Below are 21,762 nucleotides of genomic sequence, written 5' to 3' on the forward strand. Positions count from 1 at the left end.
GCCCGCGCCGCGCCCCGCCGAGCCAGTCCGCGCCGCCGCGCCCGATGCGCCGGCGCCCGAGGAACCGCGCGAACCGCGCGAGCCCGTGCTGCGTTCGGTCGGCCCGGGCGGGTTCGTCCGCCAGGCGCCGGGCGAGCAGCAGGCGCCGATCCCGCCCGCGCCGCCGCGCCGGCTGGTGCCCGCCAAGCCGAGCCCGGAGATCGCCGGCAAGACGAGCCTGCTCGATCTGAACGACCGCATCTGCAAATGGCCGATCGGCCATCCCGGCGAGCCCGACTTCCATTTCTGCAGCGACAAGGTGAACCCCGGCTTCCCCTATTGCGTCGAGCATTGTGGCCACGCCTATCAGGCGCAGCTGCCGCGCCGCGATCGTCGTCCGCCGCCGCCCTTGCCGTTCGGAGGCCCGCGCGTTCGGTGATCGCGCCGGGCGCCGATCACGCCGGGGGTGCCAATTTTTTTTCAGAAACTTGCGCTTTGGTTGCAAATTGCCACGCGAGAACGGCAATAGCGTGATAGTTTCCATATCCGCGCTCTATTATCATCGGCGGCGACCACGATGATGCGCGGAAACGAGCGATAATTTGTCGAGCACGGCCGGCCCGAACCCCGCGTTCAGCGCGGCAAGCGGCGATGCGATGTATGATCGTATCGGCTGGTCGGCGCCACCGCAGGTGCGGCTGCTCGAATCGCCGCTGCCCCATGTGCGCGCGATTCGCCATCTCGGCGTCGCCACCCCCGGCACGGTGGTCGCCACCTCGCAGGTCGATAGCGAGCGCTGGGACGCGCTGCTGGTCAATCGCGGCGGCGAGGGCTGGCTCGAAATCCGGGCGGGGGGCCGCACCAACCGGGGCTGGCAGCATCGCGAGATGATCGCGTTCATCCCCGACGGGCTGGACACGCATCTTGAGTTTCCGGCCGACAGCCAGGCGCTGCAACTCTATGTCCGCCCCGGCATCCTGCAGGGCGCGCGCGACGGTCGCCCCGGCGCCGGACTGCGGCCGATCCTGGGCGAGCGCGATCGCCGGGTCGCGTGGCTGATGGGGCTGATCGAGCAGGAATTGCGCAGCCCCGGCTTCGGCTCGTCGCTGCTGGTCGAAGGGCTGGTGGGCGCGATCTCGGAGACGTTGGTGGCGACCTTCGTCGGCCGGGAGGACGAGGCGCGCGACCGCATCACGCTTACCCGCGCCAAGTTGGAGCGGGTGACCGATTACATCGAATCGCGCATTGCCGAGGCGATCTGCCTGGACGATCTCGCCGGCGTCGCCGGGCTTTCGGTCTATCATTTCGCGCGAATGTTCAAGGCGGCGACCGGGGACACGCCCTATCAATTCCTCCGCCGCCGCCGCATCGCGCTCGCCAATCGATTGCTGGGAGAGGGCGCGATACCGATCGCGGAGGTCGCGCTGCGCTGCGGCTTCGCCAACCAGGCGCATTTCACCGCCGCCTTCACCCGCGAGACCGGCCTGTCGCCGGGCCGCTATCGCCGGCTCGTGCAGGGCGGCTAGCGCGATTTCGAGGCAGGTGGAATCACCTGCCGGCTCGGAAATCGCGATGAAGGAGAAAGCTAGAGCGACGATCCGGTGCAATCGCATCGGAAACGGCTCTAGCGCGTCGTCACGCGGCGAGCGCGAAGCGGAGCAGCCGGTCGTCGAGCGGCACCAGCGCTTCGGCGCCCACGCCCACCGCGCGGATGATCTCGGGATGGTCGGCGTCGAGCCCGCCGGTCAGCGCGCCGAACGCCGGCAGCAGCAGCTTGCGCGCGCCCGCCACGAAGCAGCGCCGCGCGACCGAGCGCCCGCGCAGCGTCAGCCGCAATTTCGGATGATAATGGCCTGAGATTTCGGGCCGCGCTTCGCCCGCTTCCGCCGCGTGGCGCAGGACGATGCCGCCGAGGACCGCTTCCGCCGCGCGGACGCCGCCCAGGCTGGGGCACGGCGCGGGATCGTGGTTGCCCGTGATCCAGGTCCAGCGCGACGCCGCCATCATCGTGTCGAGCCGCGCCCGCGCCGCGTCGCACAGCCGCCCGCCGCCCGCCGAATCGTGGAAACTGTCCCCCAGGCACCAGATTTCGGCAGCTTCCATCCGGCGGACCAGCGCCTCCAGCGCGGCGAGCGTCGCCAGACTGTCATAAGGCGGCAGGAACTGGCCGCGCGCGGCGAACCAGCTCGCTTTCTCGAAGTGCAGATCGGCGACCAGCAACGCGCGCCGCGCCGGCCACCACAGCGCGCCCTCGCGGCACGCGGCGAACTCTTCCCCGGCGAACGAAAAGCGAACCATGTCCCCGCTATGCCGCCCCCGCCCGGCCCCTGGCAAGAGCGCCCGGCGCCCACGCGAAAAATGTTGCGCCGCACCGCGATCGGCGTAAAGCGCGCCCCACTTATGAGGCAGCGTCGATGACCAGCCCGCTCAGGCCCGCAGGAGCCGATCGCCTGCAATGGGCGACGCTGCCGCTCACGCTCGCGGCGATCGGGGTGGTGTTCGGCGATATCGGCACCAGCCCGCTTTATGCGTTTCGCGAGGCACTGGCGCAGAGCGCCGCCGACGGGATCAGCGCCGACGAGATCCTGGGCGTGCTCAGCCTCGCGCTGTGGGCGCTGATCCTCGTCGTCACCTGCAAATATGTGCTGTTCCTGACCCGCGCCGACAATCAGGGCGAGGGCGGGGTGCTCGCGCTCACCGCGCTCGCCCGGCGCGCCTTGGGCGCGGCGACCGGCCAGCGCTCGCGCGTCGCGCTGGTGCTGGGGGCGACCGGCGCCTCGCTATTCTATGGCGACGCGATCATCACCCCCGCGCTCTCGGTGCTGTCGGCGGTCGAGGGGTTGAAGACGATCCCCGGCGCGGAGGGGCTGTTCCCCGAGGAGCTGATCATCGGGCTGACCATGGGTATCCTGGTCGGGCTGTTCCTGATCCAGTCGCGCGGCACCGAGCGCGTCGCCAAGCTGTTCGGCCCGGTCTGCGCCTTGTGGTTCCTGGTGCTCGCGGCGATGGGGCTGATCCATGTGTTCGACGAGCCCGCGATCCTGCGTGTCGTCTCGCCGCATTATGGCGTGCTGTTCCTGATCGATCACGGCGTCACCGGGCTGTTCGTGCTGGGCGCGGTGTTCCTGACCGTGACCGGCGCCGAGGCGCTGACCGCCGATATGGGCCATTTCGGCCGCGCCCCGATCCAGCTCGGCTGGTTCGCGCTGGTGCTGCCGGCGCTCGCCTGTAATTATCTGGGGCAGGGCGCCTTCGCGCTGGCGGCGCTCGAGGCGGCGCAGGCGAGCGGCCAGCCCTTCGCCAATCAGGACTGGTTCTTCCTGATGATCCCGCCGTCGATCCGGCTGCCGATCATCATCCTGGCGGCGCTCGCGACGGTGATCGCGAGCCAGGCGGTGATCACCGGCGCCTATTCGTTGACGCAACAGGCGATCCAGCTCGGCCTGTTCCCGCGGCTGCGCATCCGCCAGACCTCGGCCGAACATTCGGGGCAGATTTATCTGCCGTCGATCAACTGGCTGTTGCTGGTCGGCATCCTGGTGCTGGTCGCCGCGTTCCGCAACAGCTCGGCGATGGCGGCGGCCTATGGCATCGCCGTCACCGGGACGATGGTCGTCACCTCGTGCCTCGCCTACATCGTCGTGCGCCATCATTGGGGCTGGGGGCGGTCGGCGGCGCTGGCGCTGATCGTGCCGTTCCTCGCGCTCGACTGCGTGTTCTTCGGCGCCAATATCCTGCGCGTGATCGAGGGCGGCTGGGTGCCGCTGGTGATCGCCGGCGCGATCGGGCTGATGATCAACACCTGGATGCGCGGGCGCGGCATCGTCGGCACGTTCGAGGCGCGCCAGGCGATCCCGCTCGCCGATCTCGCCGCCGCGCTCGCCAAGCGTCCGCCCGAGCGCGTGGAGGGGACGGCCGTGTTCCTCACCGCCAATCCGGCGAACACCCCCGGCGCGCTGCTCCACAATCTGAAGCACAACAAGGTGCTCCACCAGCGCAACCTGATCGTCAGCGTGCGCACGCTCGATCGCCCCGTGGTCGAGCCCGAGGAACGCTATAAGGTGCAGCGGCTGGACGATAACTTCACCAGCGTCGTGCTGAACTATGGCTTCATGGAAAGCCCCGACGTGCCGCACGATCTCGGCCGCGCCGAGCTCGCGCCGGGGGTGCCCGGCGTGCCGGCGGGGCGCACCAGCTATTTCATCGGCCGCAACACGCTGAAGGCCTCCGCCGAGGAGGGGATGCCGCTGTGGCAGGACCGCATCTTCATGTTCCTGCAGCGGAACGCCAGCGACCCGACCGATTTCCTGCGCATCCCGCCGGGCAAGGTGCTCGAGCTGGGCGAGCAGGTGACGGTGTGAGCTTCAACCGGAGACCCGAATGCCGCAACTCGTTCTGATCCGCCACGGCCAGTCCGCCTGGAACCTGGAGAACCGCTTCACCGGCTGGTGGGACGTCGACCTGACCGAGCAGGGCATCGCCGAGGCGCGCGCGGCGGGTGAACTGCTCGCGGCCAAGGGCGTCGATTTCGACCGCTGCTTCACCTCGCTCCAGACGCGCGCGATCAAGACGCTCAACCTGGCGCTGGAGGCGATGGGCCGGCTGTGGCTGCCGGTCGAGAAGCACTGGCGGCTGAACGAGCGGCATTATGGTGGCCTGACCGGGCTCGACAAGGCCGAGACCGCCGCCAGGCACGGCGACGCCCAGGTGAAGATCTGGCGGCGCAGCTTCGACGTGCCGCCGCCGCCGATGGAAGCTGGCTCGCCCTATGATCTCGCCGCCGATCGCCGCTATGCGGGCATCGCCGTGCCCGCGACCGAGAGCCTGAAGGACACGATCGCGCGGGTGCTGCCCTATTGGGAGGCGCGGATCGCCCCTGCGCTGCGGGCGGGCGAGCGGGTGCTGATCTCGGCGCACGGCAATTCGCTGCGCGCGCTGGTGAAGCATCTGTCGGGCATTTCGGACGAGGAGATCACCAGCCTGGAGATCCCGACCGGCCAGCCGATCGTCTATCAGCTCGACGCCGAGCTGAAGGCACAGGACCGCTATTATCTGCGCGATCGGTAGAGCGGCTGGTAACCGACCAGGCTCAAGCCCCTCCCCTTTAGGGGAGGGGTAGGGGGTGGGGGCGTAGCTATGCGATGCCGCCTCTTAGATGTCCCCCACCCCAACCCCTCCCTTAAAGGGGAGGGGCTTATGAGCCGCCTTGACGACAAGTCAGTCTAGGGTTTGCTCGAGACACGCCGCTCGTGCCGAGCTTGTTGAAGCGCCGGGCATGAAATCACCGCGAAATACGCCGGGCCGCTCCTCCCCTGATGGGGGGAGGAATTCTTGTGCAATCGCGTTGATCGATCGCTCAAACAGCCTATGCGCGCTCAGCCCGCGCGCGGCGCTTCCACCCGCAGCATCGCGAGCGCGGCGAGCGCCATCACCACCGCGGCGAACGCCATGGTGTAGAGCGGTTCGCCGGGGAAGAAGGCGGCCATCACCGATCCCATCACCGTCGAGACGATCAGCTGCGGCACGACGATGAAGACATTGAACAGCCCCATGTAAACCCCGAGCTTCGCCTGCGGCAGCGATGACGCCAGGATCGCGTAGGGCATCGCCAGGATCGACGCCCAGGCGATGCCGATGCCGATTTCGGCGCCGATCAGCTGATATTGGTCGGTGAGCAGAAAGAAGCTCGCATAGCCCGCCGCGCCGCACAGCAGGGCGAGCACATGGGTGCGCGCGGCGCCGATCCGCCGGGCGAGCCAGGGCAGCAGGGTGAGCGCGACGAGCGCGGCGACGCCGTTATAGGTCGCGAACAGCACATCGACCCAATTGCCCGCCGCCTGGAAGGCCGGGCTCGCGGGGTCCGCCGCGCCGAACACCCGCGCCGCGACCACCGGGGTCGTGTAGATCCACATGATGAACAGCGCCGACCAGCTGAAGAACTGGACGAGCGCGAGCCGCTTCATCACCGGCGGCATTCCCGAGAAATCGCCGACGATATGGCCGAGCAGCCGCGGCGGCCGGCCCGCGCGCGCGCCGCTGATCGCGATGATGCTGGCGATGCCATAGGCGATCAGCAGCGCGCCGAGCAGGTACATTTCGCGCTGCAAGGCATAGCCCTTCACGAGCGCCACCACGCCACTGCCCAGCGCGACCCAGGCGAGGCTGCGCGAAGGCGAGCGCTCGGCGAGCAGCCGCACCGTCTCGCCGCTTTCCTCGCCGCTGCCCGTGCCATAGCGGCGCAGCTCCTCGGGGCTGTATTCGCGGGTCGTCAGCACTGTCCATAGCACCGCCACGAACAGCGCCGCGCCGCCGAACCAGAAGGCATAGCGCACCGTGTCGGGCACCACGCCGGGTGCCGCATGATTGGCGACGCCCCAGCTTTCGAGCAGTTTCGGAAAGATCGAGCCGACCACCGCGCCCGCGCCGATGAACGCGGTCTGCACCGCATAGCCCGCCGCGTGCTGCTCCTTGGGCAGCATGTCGCCGATGAACGCCCGGAACGGCTCCATCGACACGTTGAGCGCGCCGTCGAGCAGCCACAGCATCAGCGCCGAGAAGAACAGCGCCTGCCCCAGCGCGAGGCTCGCCGGCACCAGCGCCGGGCCGACCAGCGGCGCGAGCGGCATCACCAGCAAGGCGAGCGTGGCGAGCACCGCGCCGCTCAGGAAATAGGGCCGCCGCCGCCCGAGGCGCCCGAGCCAGGTGCGGTCCGAATAATGGCCGATGATCGGCTGGATCAGCAGCCCGGTGAGCGGCGCCGCGACCCATAGCCCCGGCAGGCTTTCGGCGCTGCTGCCCAGCGTTTGGAAGATGCGGCTCATATTCGCGTTTTGCAGCGCGAAGCCGATCTGGATGCCGAAGAAGCCGAAGCTGATGTTCCACAGGCCCCAGGCCGATTGGCGCGGCCGGCTGTTGGCGATGTCTCTCACGCTCACTCTCCCCGCCGGGAAAGTGACAGTGGCGGCGGGGGCGCGCAATCGGTTTTTGCGCGTGTGGACCTAGCCCGTTGTCGAGCGCCGCACGATCAGCTTGCCCGGCAGCGTCACGCTCGCGACCGCATCGCCCCGGATCAGGCGCAGCAGCGTGTCGACCAAGGTTTCCCCCGCGAGCAGATAATTCTGCGCGACCGTGGTGAGCGGGGGGTGGGTGAGGCTGGCGGCGGGAATATCGTCGAACCCGATCACCGCGACATCGCCCGGCACCGTCAGCCCCAGCTCCTGAAGCGCCGCGAGCGCGCCGATCGCGATCGTGTCGCTCGCGCAGAACAGCGCGTCGAGATCGACCTGCCGGCGCACCAGCTCCTGCACCGCCTCATACCCCGCCGCCTGGGTGTTGAGCGCGTCGACCTGCAGCACCGGATTGGGTTCGAGCCCGGCGGCGCGCTGCGCCTCGCACGCGCCGCGATAGCGATCGAAGAATTCGGGATAATGATTGTTCGCCTGGCCGATAAAGCCGATCCGGCGCCGGCCGAGCGCGATCAGATGCTCGGCCGCCGCCGCGCCGCTGCCGATATTGTCGCAGCCGATCACCGTGCCCGGCGCCCCCGGCTGGGCCGAACCCCAGCGCACGAAATGCGTGCCCTGCGCGATCAATTGATCGAGCCTGACGCGATATTCCTCGAAATCGCCATAGCCGAGCAGGATGATGCCATCGGCGCGGCGGCTGTCCTCGTAATCGACGTGCCAGTCGCTCGACAATTGCTGGAAGGAGGTGAGCAGATCATAGCCCCTGAGCGCGCAAGTCCGCGTCAGCGAGCCGAGCATCGACAGGAAGAACGGGTTGATCAGCGATTGATCGGGGGTCGGGTCCTCGAAGAACAGCAGCGCCAGCGTCTTGGATTCACGGCGGCGCAGCGAGGAGGCGTTCTTGTCGACCTTGTAGTTGAGCTGGCGGGCGATCGCCTCGATCCGCTTGCGCGTCGCCTCGCTGACCGAGGGATTGCCCGAAAGCGCGCGGCTGACCGTGGGCTGCGAGACGCCGGCGAGCTGGGCGATGTCGAACGACGTCGGCCGCTCCTTCGCCTCGCGCGCGCTTTGGCCCGCCATCTCGTTACGCAACATCCGCCTTCACCCGTTTCGCCGCCATCCTAGCGCGCCTTGCTGCGCAACAAAAGCGCCGTTGTGAATACGTATGTGCGGCTATTCACAAGCCACGGGCAAAGGCGGAGAATTGCAGCCCTAGAAAAGGGGTGGGCGCACAGGGTGCCCTGGTTTGTTTTCCCGACCACCGGCGACAGCCGCGGGCGGGACTTTGGGAGGGGTTGATGATCGGTATCACTCGTCGCCGCGGCCTGACGCTCGGCGCCAGCAGCGTGGCTCTCGGCATCGCGCTGCTCGGTGGTGGGGCGGCCTACGCGCAGACCAATGCCGCCGCCGCCGGCGCGGCCGCCGCGGCGCCGCAGGGGGTCGATGGCGCGCAGGAAAAGCGCGCGGACGCGGAAGACACCAGCGGCGACGTGATCGTCATGGGCTATCGCAACGCGCTGCAAACCGCGATCGGCGCGAAGAAGAACCGCGATCAGATCATCGAATCGGTTTCGGCGGAAGACATTGGCCGCTTGCCCGACGCCTCGATCGGTGAATCGATCGCCCGCCTGCCGGGTGTCACCTCGCAGCGCATCTCGGGCCGCGCCGCCTCGATCTCGATCCGCGGTCTCGCACCCGACTTCTCGACCACCTTGCTCAACGGCCGCGAGCAGACCTCGACCGGGGACAACCGCGCGGTCGAGTTCGATCAATATCCGTCGGAAATCATCAACCAGGTGCTGGTCTACAAGACCCCGCAGGCGAACATCGTCGGCCAGGGTCTGTCGGGCACGGTCGACCTGCGCACCATCCGCCCGCTGGAAAGCGGCAAGCGCATCATCGCGGTCGGCGCGCGCGGCACCTATGTCGACAATGGCAAGCTCAACACCGGCACCAACGAATTCGGCTACCGCGTCAACGGCGCCTATGTCGACCAGTTCTTCGACAACACGCTCGGCGTGGTGCTGTCGGCGGCCTATAACAACGAGCCCTATCAGAACCGCGAATTCAACGCCTGGGGCTATGCCGGGCGGCCGCAGGGCAGCGTGATCGGCGGCTCCAAGTCGTACAACACTTCGGGCACGCTCGAGCGCTTCGGTCTTCAGGGCACGGTGCAGTGGCGCCCGATCCCCGAACTGACCGCGACGATCGACGGCTTCTATTCGGACTTCAAGGAACTGCAGATCAAGCGCGGCGTCGAACTGCCGCTGGGCTTTGCCATCGGCACCGGCCCCAATGATGTGCGGCTCCAGGTGGGCACCACCCAGGGTGGCGTGATCACCGGTGGCACCTTCTCGAACGTGAAGGGCGTCGTCCGCAACGATCCGTTCCAGCGCCGCGCCAACCTCTACGCCTTCGGCTACAACCTGAAATATGAGGGCAAGGACGGCTGGACCGCCACCCTCGACATCAGCTATTCGCGCACCGATCGCAACGAGCTGGTGCTGGAAACCTATTCGGGCACCGGCCGTGGCCTGGGCAATGGCGCGACCGACACGATCGGCTTCACCAGCACCACCACCGGCACCACTTTCCGCCCGACGCTGAACTATGGTGATTACAACACCATCCTGCTCACCAGCCCGCAGGGCTGGGGTGGCAACCAGATCGCGGTCACCGGCCAGCAGATCCTGGGCGGTCAGGACGGTTACTATAACAACCGCATCATCAAGGATCAGCTGGGCCAGTACCGGGTCGAGGTCGCCAAGGAAGTCAACACCAACTTCATCAGCAGCGTTGTCGTCGGCCTGAACTATACCGATCGCAGCAAGAATCTGCGCCCGGATGAATCCTTCCTCGGCCTCACCGCCAACACCAACGGGCTGACGAGCATCCAGGTGCCCGCGCAGTTCCGCCAGGGCACCAGCAACCTGCAGTTCGGGCTGGGTCCGGTGATCAGCTATGATCCGCTGCAGCTGCTCAACGCCGGCATCTATACCCGCGTGCCGAACCCCTATGGCGACGTCGTCGTCAAGGCGTTCAACGTCCAGGAAAAGCTGCTGACCGGCTATATCCAGGCGAACATCAAGTCGCAGCTTGGCATCGGCACGCTGACCGGCAATATCGGCGGCCAGCTGATCGTCACCGATCAGAATTCGACCGGCGCGACGGCGATTTTCCTCGGCACCAACGCCAATGGTTCGCCGAACATCGGCGCGCGTTTCCGCAACGCGAGCAGCGACTATGTCGACTTCCTGCCGAGCATCAACCTGTCGCTGCGCCTGCCGAGCGACTGGGTGTTCCGCGTTGGCGCCGCGCGTGAAATCATCCGTCCGCGTCTTGACGATCTCCGCGCGACCTTGTCGTTCGGCGTCGATAACAACTCGCGGGTCGTGTCGGGCGGTTCGGGCAACCCCAATCTGCGTCCGTGGCGTGCCAACGCCGTCGATGTGACGGTTGAAAAATACTTCGGCACCAAGGGCTATGTCGCGGTTCAGGGTTTCTACAAGGACCTGAAGAGCTACATCTACAACGCCGATATCCCGTTCGATTTCACCGGCTTCCCGGTGCCGCAGAACCTGCCCTTCACCCCGATCTTCCAGGGTTTCGTCAACGCGCCGATCAACGGCCAGGGCGGCAACATCTATGGCGTCGAACTCGCGGGCACGCTGCCGTTCGACGTGATCTGGTCGGGTCTGTCGGGCTTCGGCATCACCGGCGGCGGATCGTACACCGAAACCAGCATCCGCCCGACGCCTGGCGCGCCGGCGGAAGACCTGCCGGGCTTCTCGAAGGTGGTCGGCAACGGTTCGGTGTTCTTCGAGAAGTGGGGCTTTAACGCTCGCGGCAGCATCCGCTATCGTTCGAGCTTCGTCGGCGAACTGTCGGGCTTCGGCGCGAACCGTACCCGCCGCCGCGTGCTCGGCGAGACGATCTACGACGCGCAGATCGGCTATGATTTCAACGACGGTTTCCTGAAGGGCCTGTCCTTCTACATCCAGGGCCAGAACCTGGCGGACACCCCGCTGCGTACCCAGGATGCCGGGCTGCCGTTCAACGTGATCGATTACCAGACCTATGGCCGCCGCTTCCTGGCCGGCTTCACCTGGCGCTACTGATCGACCCCGCCCGCCCGGCATCGTCCGGGCGGGCTTTTTTTGTGCAAGCGAGTAAGCCATGCCCGAGGCGCCCCTCCGCGAGATCGTGATCATCGGCGGCGGCACGGCGGGCTGGATGGCGGCGGCGGCGCTGGCGCGCTTCCTCGGGCGCCAGGCGCGTGTCACCCTGATCGAGTCCGAGGCGATCGGCACCGTCGGCGTCGGCGAAGCGACGATCCCGCAAATCAAGCTGTTCAACCAGGGGCTTGGCATCGCCGAGCCCGATTTCGTCCGCCAGACCCAGGCGAGTTTCAAGCTCGGCATCGAGTTCGTCGGCTGGGGCGCGCCCGACCAGCGTTATATCCACGCGTTCGGCGCGGTCGGCTGGCCGCTGGGGCTGCTGCCCTTCCATCATTACTGGCTCCGCCACCGCGCCGAGGGCGGCACGAGTGGCCTGTGGGACTATAGCGCCGGCGCGCGGGCCGCGGCGCGCAACGCCTTCCAGCCGCCCGCCGATCGCCCGGGTCAGCCGGCGGCGGGCTATGACTATGCCTTCCACTTCGACGCGGGGCTCTACGCCGCGTTCCTGCGCCGCCATGCCGAAGCCGCGGGCGTGGTGCGGATCGAGGGTCGGATCGGCGCGGTTCGCCTGCGCGACGATGGCTTCGTCGCCGGGGTGACGCTCGACGATGGCCGCGCGGTGGGTGGCGAGCTGTTCATCGATTGCTCGGGCTTTCGCGGGCTGGTGATCGAGCAGGCGCTCCACGCGGGCTATGAGGATTGGACCCACTGGCTGCCCTGCGACCGCGCGCTCGCGGTGCCCTGCGCGCGGGTCGAGCCGCTCACCCCCTTCACCCGCGCGACGGCGCGCGCGGCGGGCTGGCAGTGGCGCATCCCGCTCCAGCACCGCACCGGCAACGGCATCGTCTATTCGAGCGCGCATCTGAGCGACGATCAGGCGGCGGCGATCCTGCTCGACGGGCTCGACGGCGCCCCGCTCGCCGAGCCGCGCCCCTTGCGCTTCACCACCGGCAAGCGCCGCGCGATGTGGGTAAAGAACTGCGTCGCCTTGGGGCTGGCGGCGGGCTTCATGGAGCCGCTCGAATCGACCAGCATACATCTGATCCAGGCCGGCATCGCCCGGCTGCTGCAGCTCTTCCCGCGCGCCGGCTTCGACCCGGCCGACATCGCCGAATTCAACCGCCAATCCGATTTCGAATGGCGCGCGATCCGCGATTTCCTCATCCTCCATTACCACGCCAACGGCCGCCCCGAACCCTTCTGGGCCGATTGCCGGGAGATGAGCATTCCCGACAGCCTCGCCCACAAGCTCGCCCTGTTCCGCGCCAACGGCCGGATCACGCGCGAGCATGAGGAGTTGTTCACCGAACTCGGCTGGCTGCAGGTGCTGATCGGGCAGGGGGTGATGCCGGCGGGCTATTCGCCGCTCGCCGATGGGTTGCCGGCGGCCGATCTCGCCCGGTTCCTGAACGACGCGCGCACCCATGCCGAGCGCGTCGCCGCCGCGTTGCCATCGCACGCCGATTTCATTGCCCGGCATTGCCCCGCATTGCCCCAGGAGACGATTGCAGCATGATGAGACTGCTCCTGCTTGTCGCGGCGTTGCTCGGCGCTGCCCCGGCGTGCGCACAGGACTATCGTGCGCGCCCGCCCGAAGACGAAATCGTCTATTTCCTGCTGCCCGATCGCTTCGACAACGCCGATCCGTCGAACGATCGCGGCGGCCTGTCGGGTGACCGGATCAAGACCGGCTATGATCCTGCGAGCAAAGGCTTTTTCCACGGCGGCGATCTGAAGGGCGTGATCCGCCGGCTCGATTATATCCAGGCGCTGGGCGCGACCGCGATCTGGCTGACCCCGGTGCTCAAGAACAAGCCCGTCCAGGGCGGTTTGGGCCAGGAATCAGCGGGTTATCACGGCTATTGGATCACCGATTTCACCCATGTCGACCCGCATCTGGGCACCGATGCCGAGTATAAAGCGTTGGTGGACGCGGCACATGCGCGTGGGATGAAAGTGTATTTCGATATCGTCATCAATCACACCGCCGATGTGATCCAGTATCGGGAGTGCAGCGGCTGCGCTTATCGCAGTATCGCCGACTATCCGTACCAGCGGCGCGGCGGTGTTGACGGCGCGGCGATCAACCCGGGCTTCGCCGGCGACGCGGTTCAAACGCCGGAGAACTTCAGCAAACTCAACGACATGAGCTTTGCCTACACGCCCTATCTCGCCAAGGGCGACGAGCACGCCAAGGCGCCCGAATGGCTGAACGACATTCGCAATTACCATAATCGCGGCAATTCGACTTTCGAGGGCGAAAGTTCTACCTACGGTGACTTTGTTGGGCTCGATGATGTCGCGACCGAACGGCCCGAAGTGGTGAAGGGCTTCATCGAAGCCTATGGCGCCTGGATCGACCGCTACGGCATCGACGGCTTCCGCATCGACACCTCGAAGCACGTAAACCGCGAGTTCTGGCCGCCCTTCGTGGAAGCGATGAAGGCGCGCGCCAAGGCGCGGGGTATTCCAAATTTCCATATTTTCGCGGAAGTTATGGTCGGCGATCCGGATACCGCGACGCTCGCCCGCTACAACGCGACCGATCGCTATCAGCCGCTCGACTTCGCTTTCACCTGGACGATGGTGGGCGCGCTCAGCGCCGAAAAGGGCACCGACAGCCTCACCCGGCTGTTCGCCGACGACGCGCTTTACCAGGGTGGTCCGCAGGCGGCGCTGTCGCTGCCCACCTTCCTCGGCAATCACGACAATGGTCGTTTCGCGACGCTGCTGCGACAACGCCGCCGCGACATGAGCGACGCCGAACTGCTCGCGCGCGTGCGGCTGGGCCATGCGCTGCTGCTCACGCTGCGCGGCACGCCGGTGCTCTATTATGGCGATGAGCAGGGCTTCAACGGCGACGGCGGCGATCAGGACGCGCGCGAGGATATGTTCGGCAGCCAGGTCGCGAGCTATAACGACAACCGCCTGCTTGGCACCGACGCGACCACCGCGACGCCGCGTTTTGACACCAGCCACCCGCTTTTCACCGAGATCGCCGCGCTCACCAAGCTGCGAAAGGCGCATCCGGCGCTCCGCCGGGGGCAGACGGTGGTGAACGCCGACAGCAAGACGCCCGGGCTGTTCGCCGTCACCCGGCGCGATCCGGCGAGTGGGGAGACGCTGTTCCTCGCCTTCAACACCTCGCAAAGCCCGGTGGAGGCGGCGGTCGCGATCGATCCCGCGATCACCAGCTTCGGCGCGCTCCACGGACGGTGCGCCGCGCCCGGCGCGCCTGGCAGCGTGCGCGTCACCCTCGCCCCGCTCGATTATGTGATCTGCGTCGCGGAGACCAAATGAACCAGTTGATGCCCCACCGTGTCGCGCCCCGCATCGCGCGCCCCTGGTGGCAGGGGGCGACGATCTACCAGATTTATCCGCGCAGCTTCGCCGATTCCAACGGCGACGGGATCGGCGATCTGCCCGGTATCACCGCGCGGCTCGATCATGTCGCCTCGCTTGGCGTGGACGCGGTGTGGCTGTCGCCCTTCTTCCCCTCGCCGATGAAGGACTTCGGCTATGACGTGTCCGATTATCGCGGGGTCGACCCGATCTTCGGCACGCTCGCCGATTTCGACGCGCTGGTCGAACGCGCCCATGCGCTGGGGCTGAAGGTCATCATCGACCAGGTTTATGCCCATACCTCGGACGCGCACGCCTGGTTCGGCGAGAGCCGATCGAGCCGGGGCAACGCGAAGGCCGATTGGTACGTGTGGGCCGACGCCAAGCCCGACGGCGGGCCGCCCAACAACTGGCAATCGGTGTTTGGTGGCCCCGCCTGGACCTGGGACGCGCGGCGCGGCCAATATTACATGCACAATTTCCTGAGCAGCCAGCCGCAGCTCAATTGCCATAGCGAGGCGGTGCAGCTGGCCCTGCTCGACGTGGCGCGCTTCTGGCTCGATCGCGGGGTCGACGGGTTTCGCGTCGACGCGATCAACTTCGCGATGCACGATCCGCTGCTGCGCGACAACCCGCCCGCGCCGCCGTCGAACAGCCCGCGCACCCGGCCGTTCGATTTTCAGCTGCACAAGTACAACCAAAGCCACGAGAATATTCCCGATTTCATCCGCCGATTGCGCGAGTTGCTCGACAGCTATGGCGCGACCTTCTCGGTCGCGGAGGTCGGCGGGGCGGACAGCGATCGCGAGATGAAGGCGTTCACCGCCGACGATCGCCATTTCAACTCGGCCTACAGCTTCGATTTCCTTTACGCCCCACGGCTCACCCCGGCGCTGGTGCGCGAGACGGTGGAGCGCTGGCCCGATCGGCCCGGCATCGGCTGGCCGAGCTGGGCGTTTTCCAATCACGACGCGCCCCGCGCGATCTCGCGCTGGGCCGCGCCCGAGGATCGCCCGGCCTATGCGCGGCTGGCAATGCTGCTGCTGCTCTGTTTGCGCGGCGACGTGTTCATCTATCAGGGTGACGAACTCGGCCTGACGCAGGTCGACATCGGCTATGACGATCTCCAGGATCCCGAGGCGATCGCGAACTGGCCGTTGACGCTGGGCCGCGACGGCGCGCGCACGCCGCTCCCCTGGACGAATGCGGCGCCCTATGCGGGCTTCTCGTGCAGCAAGCCCTGGCTGCCGCTGGGCGCGGACCATCCGAAGCTGTCGGTGGCGGCGCAGGCGGCCGATCCCGGATCGATGCTTCACCTCACCCGCCGGTTGGTCACGCTGCGTCAATCGAGCGATGCGCTGTTGCTGGGCGAGATGCGCGTGATCGCGGCGCAGGGCGCGCTGCTCGCCTTCGAACGCGCCGTGCCGGGCGAACGCCTGCTGTGCGTCTTCAATCTGGGCGACGAGCCGATCGACTGGCGGCCTGAAGGGGCGTGGACGTTGCTAGAGGCGGTCAACGGGGCGGGGCTCGAACGGCTTGGCGCCCATGCGGGCTATGTCGCGGTGGCGCGGTGAAAGGACAGAGAATGCTGAAGAAACTCGTCACGCCTGCCACTTTGATCGCCGCGATGCTCGCCGCGACCCCGGCCGCCGCGCAGGACAAGCCGGTCGCCGAGGCGAGCTCGCCGGGCGGGGTAATTAAGGTCGCGCTGTTCCTCGATGGCGATGGCCGCGTGAGCTACACCATCACCCGGCGGGGCACGCCGATCGTCGCGCCGTCGCGGCTCGGCTTTCTGTTGACCGATGCGCGCAAGATCGAGCGCTCGCTGGGCTTCGTTTCGGCCGAAACGCGCGACTTCGACGAGACGTGGGAGCAGCCCTGGGGCGAATGGCGCCGCATCCGCAACAATTACCGCGAGCTGAAGGTCCATTTCCGCGAGACTACTGCGCTCGCCCGGGTGATGGACGTGACGTTCCGGCTGTATGATGACGGTGTCGGCTTCCGTTACGAATTTCCCGATCAGCCGAACCTGAAGGCGGCGAATATCGCCGACGAGCTGACCGAGTTCGCCTTCGCGCAAGACGGCACCGCCTGGTGGAAGCCGGCCTTCCTCTGGAACCGCGAGGAATATCTCTACAACAAGACAGCTCTTTCCGCGGTGGGCACCGCCGATACGCCCGTCACGATCAAGTTCGCCGATGGCAGCTATGCCGCGCTGCATGAGGCGGCGCTCGTCGATTATTCGGGCATGGCGGTCGCGCGGACCGAGGGCAATACGCTGCGCGCCGCGCTCACTCCCGGTGCGGGGCGTGCCAAGGTGACCAAGACCGGCGCGTGGAGTACCCCCTGGCGCACGCTGATCCTCTCGGACGATGCGCCGGGCATCTATATGAGCCACCTGATGCTCAATCTGAACGAGCCCAACAAGCTCGGCGACATGAGCTGGTTCAAGCCCGGCAAGTTCGCCGGCGTCTGGTGGAACATGATCAAGGGCGATTGGACCTGGGCGCGCGGACCCAAGCACGGCGCCACCACCGCCAATGTAAAGCATTATATCGACTTCGCCGCCGCCAACAAAATTCCCAACGTGCTGGTCGAAGGCTGGAATGTCGGGTGGGACGGCGACTGGTTCGGCAATGGCAACGACATGAACTTCGCCCAGCCGACCGAGGATTTCGACGCCGACGCGCTCGCCGCTTATGGCAAGGCCAAGGGCGTGCGGCTGATCGGCCATCATGAGACGGGCGGCGCCGCGAGCCATTATGAAAGCCAGTTCGACGCCGCGTTCAAATTCGCCGCCGATCATGGTGAGATGGTGGTCAAGACCGGCTATGTCACCGATGCCGCCCAGATCGAGCGCGTCGATCCCGATGGCACGAAGCTGCGCGAGTGGCATGAGAGCCAGTGGATGAGCAATCACCACCTCCGCGTGCTGCAGGCGGCCGCCAAATATCATGTCGCGATCGACAGCCATGAGCCGATCAAGGGCACCGGCCTCCAGCGCACCTATCCCAATTGGGTGGGGCGCGAGGGGTCGCGCGGGATGGAGTATAACGCCTGGGGCGCCAAGAACCCGCCCGAGCATGAGGCGAATCTTGTCTTCACCCGGATGCTCGAAGGGCCGATGGACTTCACCCCCGGCGTGCTGAGCCTGACGGGCCAGGGGGATAGCCCCATCCTCTCGACCGAGGCCAAGCAGTTGGCGCTCTACGTCGTGCTCTACGCGCCGGTGGTGATGGCGGCGGATACGCCCGAAAACTATGCCAAGCACATGGGTGCTTTCCAATTCATCAAGGACGTGCCGACCGACTGGGAAGAAACCCGGATGCTCAATGGCGAGCCGGGCGATTTCACGACTATCGTGCGCAAGGAGCGCGGCGGGGAGAATTGGTATCTCGGCGCGATTACCGACGAGCAGGCGCGCACGCTCGACGTGGCGCTCGATTTCCTGACCCCCGGCAAAACCTATCTCGCGCAAATCTACCGCGATGGCGATGACGCGACCTACGAGACCGAGAAGCGCCATTCGATCGTGATCGAGCAGCGTCGGGTGACGAGCGCCGATCGCCTGTCGCTGAAGCTCGCGCCCGGGGGCGGGCAGGCGATCCGCTTCGTCGCGCAGGGGAAGAAGTGACGCGGGCGCTCGTCCTGCTGCTGGCGCTCTTGCTGGGGGCGTCCTCGGCGCTTGCGGCCCCGGCGCGGGGACAGTTCGTCGAGCTGCCGCGTCTGGTCTCGAAGAACCTGCCCGAACCGGCGCATGTCACGATCTGGCTGCCCCCTGGCTATGCCAAGGGCAAGGCGCGCTATCCCGTGATCTACATGCACGACGGGCAGAACCTCTTCTTCCCCAAGCTGTCCGGTTACAACAAGGTCTGGGCCGCCGATAAGGCGATGCTCAAGCTGATCGGCGATGGCGAGGCCAAAGGTGCGATCATCGTCGGCGTGTGGCACCAAAAGGCGCGCGCCGCGCAATATTTCCCGCAGGACATCTATGCGGCGCTGCCCGCCAATCTGCGCGCCGAGGCGGATCGCTTCGCGGGGCGACCGGTCTATTCGGACGGCTATCTGCGCTTCCTGGTGAGCGAGCTAAAGCCGCTGATCGACCGGCGTTATCGAACGCTGAAGGACGCACCCAACACGATGGTCGCGGGATCGAGCATGGGCGGGCTGATCTCGCTCGCGGCGATCGCGCGCTATCCGAACGTGTTCGGCGCGGCGGCGTGCGTTTCGACGCATTGGCCGCTGGTCGCGCCCGATCACATCGCTGCGGAGACGCCAGGACTCGGCGACGTGTGGGACAAGTTCCTTACCGACAAGCTCGGCGCGCCCAACGGCCGGCGTATCTGGTTCGATCATGGCGACCAGACGCTCGATCAATATTACGGCCCGTGGCAAAGCCGCGCTGATACCCGGCTGATCGCTATCGGCTGGCGCCCGGGGGATGACTTCGAGACCAAGGTCTATCCTGGCACCGCGCATGAAGAGAATAGCTGGGCGGATCGCCTGCCGGAGATTTTCGCGTGGCTGCTGAAGGCGCCGGCCTGATGCGCATTGTCGTGCTGGGCGGCGGGACGGCGGGGTGGATGGCGGCCAATCTCTTCGCCACCGCCTGGCCGCAGGCGCGCGTTAGCGTGATCGAAAGCCCCGAAATCGGCATCATCGGGGTCGGCGAGGGCTCGACCCCGCAGCTCAAGGCGTTTTTCGATCGTATCGGACTCGCCGAGCGCGATTGGATGCCGCGCGCGAACGCGACTTATAAGACCGGCATCGCCTTTCACGGCTGGTCCGAGCGCTCGGGGTGCGAAAGCTATTTCCATCCCTTTCCCAGTGACCTTGATCTCCACACCAACGACGCCTTTTTCAGCCACTGCGCGGCGCGGCGGGGTGGCGTGGATTTCGTGGCGCACCCTGATCGCTTCTATCTGCCCGCGCGGCTCGCCGCCGAAGCGCGCGGCCCGCATCCGGCCGAGGATTTTCCGTTCGAGGTGACCTACGGTTACCATTTCGACGCTTATCTGGTCGGCGCGGTGCTGCGCGATCATGCCGTCGCGCGCGGGGTCGCGCATCTGCCGCTGAAGGTGACCGAGGTGCGGGTGAGCGCCGAAGGGCAGGTGGCCGCGCTCGTCACCGAGCATGGACAGGCGATCGAGGCCGATCTGTTCGTCGACTCGAGCGGCTTCCGCTCGGTGATCGCGCAGGAAGCGCTGGGGGTGAAGTTCCGCCCCTTCGCCGACAATCTGTTCAACGATAGCGCGGTGGTGATGCCCACGCCCCGCGCCGGGCAGGCGATCGCCCCGCAGACGCGCGCGACCGCGCTTTCTGCCGGCTGGTGCTGGGCGATCCCGCTCACCAACCGCACCGGCAATGGCTATGTCTATTCGTCGCGCTACATCGACGCGGCGGCGGCCGAGGCCGAACTGCGCGCGCATCTTGGGCTGGGGCCGCACGATCCCCCGGCACGCCACCTGAAGATGAAGGTCGGCCGCGTCGAGAATAGCTGGACCGCCAATTGCCTGACGGTCGGGCTGTCGCAGGGGTTCATCGAACCGCTGGAGGCGACCGCGTTGCACATCGTCCAGGCGACGGTCGAGGGCTTTATCGCGGCGTATGAAGCGGGCGGTTTCACGCCCAAGCACCGCGACGATTTCAATGCCCGCATCAATGCCCGCTATGAAGGCATTCGCGACTATATCGTCTGCCACTACCGGGTGAATCGCCGCGCCGACAGCGATTATTGGCGCGACAACGCCGCCAACCAGGCGCTGTCCGATACGCTGCGGCGGGTGCTGCACATATGGTATTCGGGCGGCGACCTCGTCGCCGAAGTCGCGCGGCTGGGGATCGAGGGCTATTATTCGGCGGTCAGCTGGCATTGCCTGCTCGCCGGCTATGGCGTGTTCCCGGACCGTACCGAGCCGCGCGGCCAGGGCTTTGACATGGCGCGGATTGACGCCATGCTCGCGAAAAGCGCGCGCCACTTCGCGCCGCACCACGAACAACTTGCCGCTTTGGAGAGATAATCATGGCGCTCGCCCCCAGCCAGACGACGACCGAGAGTGAGGGCGTGAACGCGCCCGACCTGCAGTTCTTCGTCTTCGCGCTGTTCTTCATCTTCGGCGGCATCACCAGCCTGAACGATGTCATCATCCCCAAGCTGAAGGAGCTGTTCACGCTCAGCTATGGTCAGGCGCTGCTGGTGCAATCGGCCTATTTCATGGCCTATCTGGTGTTCTCGTTGCCCGCCGCCGCAGTGGTGTCGCGTTTTGGCTATCTGCGCACCGCGAGCTTTGGGTTGCTGGCGATGATGGCGGGGTGCCTGCTGTTCGTGCCCGCCTCCCAATCCGGACTGTTCCCGGTGTTCCTGGGCGCGCTGTTCGTGCTCGCCGCCGGCGTGACGATGGTGCAAGTGGTCGCCAACCCGCTGATCTCACTGCTCGGCCCGCCGCGTAGCGCGCACAGCCGGTTGACCTTCGCGCAGGCGTTCAACTCGATCGGCACCACCATTTTCCCGATCGTTGGCTCGGCGCTGATCCTGGGCAGCCTGAGCAAGGTCGATCCCGCGACGCTGTCGGGCGCCGCGCTCAGCGCCTATCGCACGGCCGAAACGCAGACGGTGGTGAACACCTATCTCGGCCTCGCCGCCGCGCTGCTCGTGGTGGCGGCGGTGGTGTGGACACGGCGCAACCGGCTGCCGGCGGGCACCGGCACGGACGCCAATGCGCGGCTGTTCGGCGGGTTTGATCTACTCCGCCGCCCGCGCTTTGGCTTCGGCGCGGCGTGCATCTTCCTTTATGTCGGCGCCGAGGTCGCGATCGGCTCGCTGATCGTGAACTATCTCGAACAGTCGAGCGTGATGGGGCTGTCGCAGCTCGAGGCGGGCAAGCATGTCGGCTATTATTGGGGCGGGGCGATGGTCGGCCGGATCATCGGCGCGGGGCTGTTGCGGCTGGTGTCGCCGGGCAAGGTGTTGGGCGGGGTCGCGCTCGGGGCGATCATTTTGCTGTTCGTCTCCACCCACAGCTTCGGCGCGGTGTCGGGCTGGAGCCTGCTCGCGATCGGGCTGATGAACTCGATCATGTTCCCGACGATCTTCAGCCTGGCGAGCGAGGGGCTGGGCAAGCGCGCGGCGGAAGGGTCGGGCATCATCGCCACCGCGATCGTCGGCGGCGCGGTGATCCCGCCGCTCACCGGCTGGCTGGCGGACCAATCGAACCTGCGCGTCGCCATGGCGCTGCCCGCGCTCTGCTACGCGCTGATCGCGGCCTATGGCTGGTATGCGCGGCGGCCGGCCGTTTAAC

At 66.9% G+C, this 21,762-nt stretch carries 15 protein-coding genes; 12 read left to right on the forward strand and 3 right to left on the reverse strand.

Annotated elements, in window-relative coordinates; all coding sequences use genetic code 11:
• Together K2X73_RS14265 and K2X73_RS14270 are read left to right on the forward strand one after the other, a co-directional pair.
• The coding region (locus K2X73_RS14265; protein ID WP_294111917.1) for a GcrA family cell cycle regulator at positions 1-418 on the forward strand (418 nt) is incomplete at its 5' end.
• 163 nt (positions 419-581) lie between these two features.
• Positions 582-1,505: an AraC family transcriptional regulator gene (locus K2X73_RS14270; protein ID WP_294111919.1), complete on the forward strand. Its 924-nt coding sequence runs from the start codon at positions 582-584 to the stop codon at positions 1,503-1,505.
• Positions 1,506-1,614: 109 nt separating this feature from the next.
• On the opposite strand, the gene pdeM is transcribed toward K2X73_RS14270, so the two are convergent.
• Positions 1,615-2,277 carry a ligase-associated DNA damage response endonuclease PdeM gene (gene pdeM / locus K2X73_RS14275; RefSeq protein ID WP_294111921.1) on the reverse strand — a complete coding sequence of 221 codons (663 nt, stop codon included), beginning with the start codon at positions 2,275-2,277 and terminating at the stop codon, positions 1,615-1,617.
• A 116-nt stretch (positions 2,278-2,393) separates the two neighbouring features.
• Here pdeM and K2X73_RS14280 point away from each other — a divergent pair, with 116 nt between their 5' ends.
• Together K2X73_RS14280 and gpmA are read left to right on the forward strand one after the other, a co-directional pair.
• Positions 2,394-4,340, forward strand: a complete 1,947-nt coding sequence (locus K2X73_RS14280) for a potassium transporter Kup (protein ID WP_294111922.1) — start codon at positions 2,394-2,396, stop codon at positions 4,338-4,340.
• A 19-nt stretch (positions 4,341-4,359) separates the two neighbouring features.
• On the forward strand, positions 4,360-5,046 hold the full coding sequence (gene gpmA, locus K2X73_RS14285; protein ID WP_294111923.1) for a 2,3-diphosphoglycerate-dependent phosphoglycerate mutase: 687 nt from the start codon (positions 4,360-4,362) through the stop codon (positions 5,044-5,046).
• Between the two features lie 308 nt (positions 5,047-5,354).
• Here gpmA and K2X73_RS14290 read toward each other — a convergent pair whose 3' ends face one another.
• Both K2X73_RS14290 and K2X73_RS14295 read right to left on the reverse strand, forming a co-directional pair.
• Positions 5,355-6,908, reverse strand: coding sequence for an MFS transporter (locus tag K2X73_RS14290; RefSeq protein WP_294111924.1), 1,554 nt, complete (start codon positions 6,906-6,908; stop codon positions 5,355-5,357).
• Between the two features lie 69 nt (positions 6,909-6,977).
• A complete protein-coding gene (locus K2X73_RS14295; protein ID WP_294111925.1) occupies positions 6,978-8,024 on the reverse strand; it encodes a LacI family DNA-binding transcriptional regulator in 1,047 nt (348 codons plus the stop codon).
• Between the two features lie 218 nt (positions 8,025-8,242).
• On the opposite strand from K2X73_RS14295, the gene K2X73_RS14300 reads away from it, so the two are divergent.
• Genes K2X73_RS14300 through K2X73_RS14335 form a run of 8 tightly spaced genes read left to right on the forward strand, consistent with a single transcriptional unit; the run spans position 8,243 to position 21,761 of the window.
• Positions 8,243-11,062, forward strand: a complete 2,820-nt coding sequence (locus K2X73_RS14300) for a TonB-dependent receptor (protein ID WP_294111926.1) — start codon at positions 8,243-8,245, stop codon at positions 11,060-11,062.
• A 58-nt stretch (positions 11,063-11,120) separates the two neighbouring features.
• Positions 11,121-12,638 (forward strand): tryptophan halogenase family protein, encoded by a 1,518-nt coding sequence (locus K2X73_RS14305; protein ID WP_294111927.1) that lies wholly within the window; start codon positions 11,121-11,123, stop codon positions 12,636-12,638.
• Positions 12,635-14,422, forward strand: coding sequence for an alpha-amylase family glycosyl hydrolase (locus tag K2X73_RS14310; RefSeq protein ID WP_294111928.1), 1,788 nt, complete (start codon positions 12,635-12,637; stop codon positions 14,420-14,422). Before K2X73_RS14305 ends, K2X73_RS14310 begins: the two co-directional genes overlap by 4 nt.
• On the forward strand, positions 14,419-16,038 hold the full coding sequence (locus K2X73_RS14315) for an alpha-amylase family glycosyl hydrolase (protein WP_294111930.1): 1,620 nt from the start codon (positions 14,419-14,421) through the stop codon (positions 16,036-16,038). Before K2X73_RS14310 ends, K2X73_RS14315 begins: the two co-directional genes overlap by 4 nt.
• A gap of 53 nt (positions 16,039-16,091) precedes the next feature.
• Positions 16,092-18,098, forward strand: coding sequence for a glycoside hydrolase family 97 protein (locus K2X73_RS14320; protein ID WP_294112086.1), 2,007 nt, complete (start codon positions 16,092-16,094; stop codon positions 18,096-18,098).
• Entirely contained in the window at positions 18,095-19,009 is a 915-nt protein-coding gene (locus K2X73_RS14325) for an alpha/beta hydrolase-fold protein (protein WP_294111932.1), read from the forward strand. The genes K2X73_RS14320 and K2X73_RS14325 overlap by 4 nt, the downstream gene beginning before the upstream one ends.
• A complete protein-coding gene (locus K2X73_RS14330) occupies positions 19,009-20,484 on the forward strand; it encodes a tryptophan halogenase family protein (RefSeq protein ID WP_294111934.1) in 1,476 nt (491 codons plus the stop codon). Before K2X73_RS14325 ends, K2X73_RS14330 begins: the two co-directional genes overlap by 1 nt.
• A 2-nt stretch (positions 20,485-20,486) precedes the next feature.
• The gene (locus tag K2X73_RS14335; protein WP_294111935.1) at positions 20,487-21,761 is read left to right on the forward strand and encodes a sugar MFS transporter; all 1,275 of its coding nucleotides are present in this window, start codon (positions 20,487-20,489) and stop codon (positions 21,759-21,761) included.
• The last annotated feature ends 1 nt before the right edge of the window (position 21,762 follow it).

Origin of the sequence: Sphingomonas sp., assembly GCF_019746665.1 — a bacterium.
Taxonomy (GTDB): Bacteria; Pseudomonadota; Alphaproteobacteria; order Sphingomonadales; family Sphingomonadaceae; genus Sphingomonas.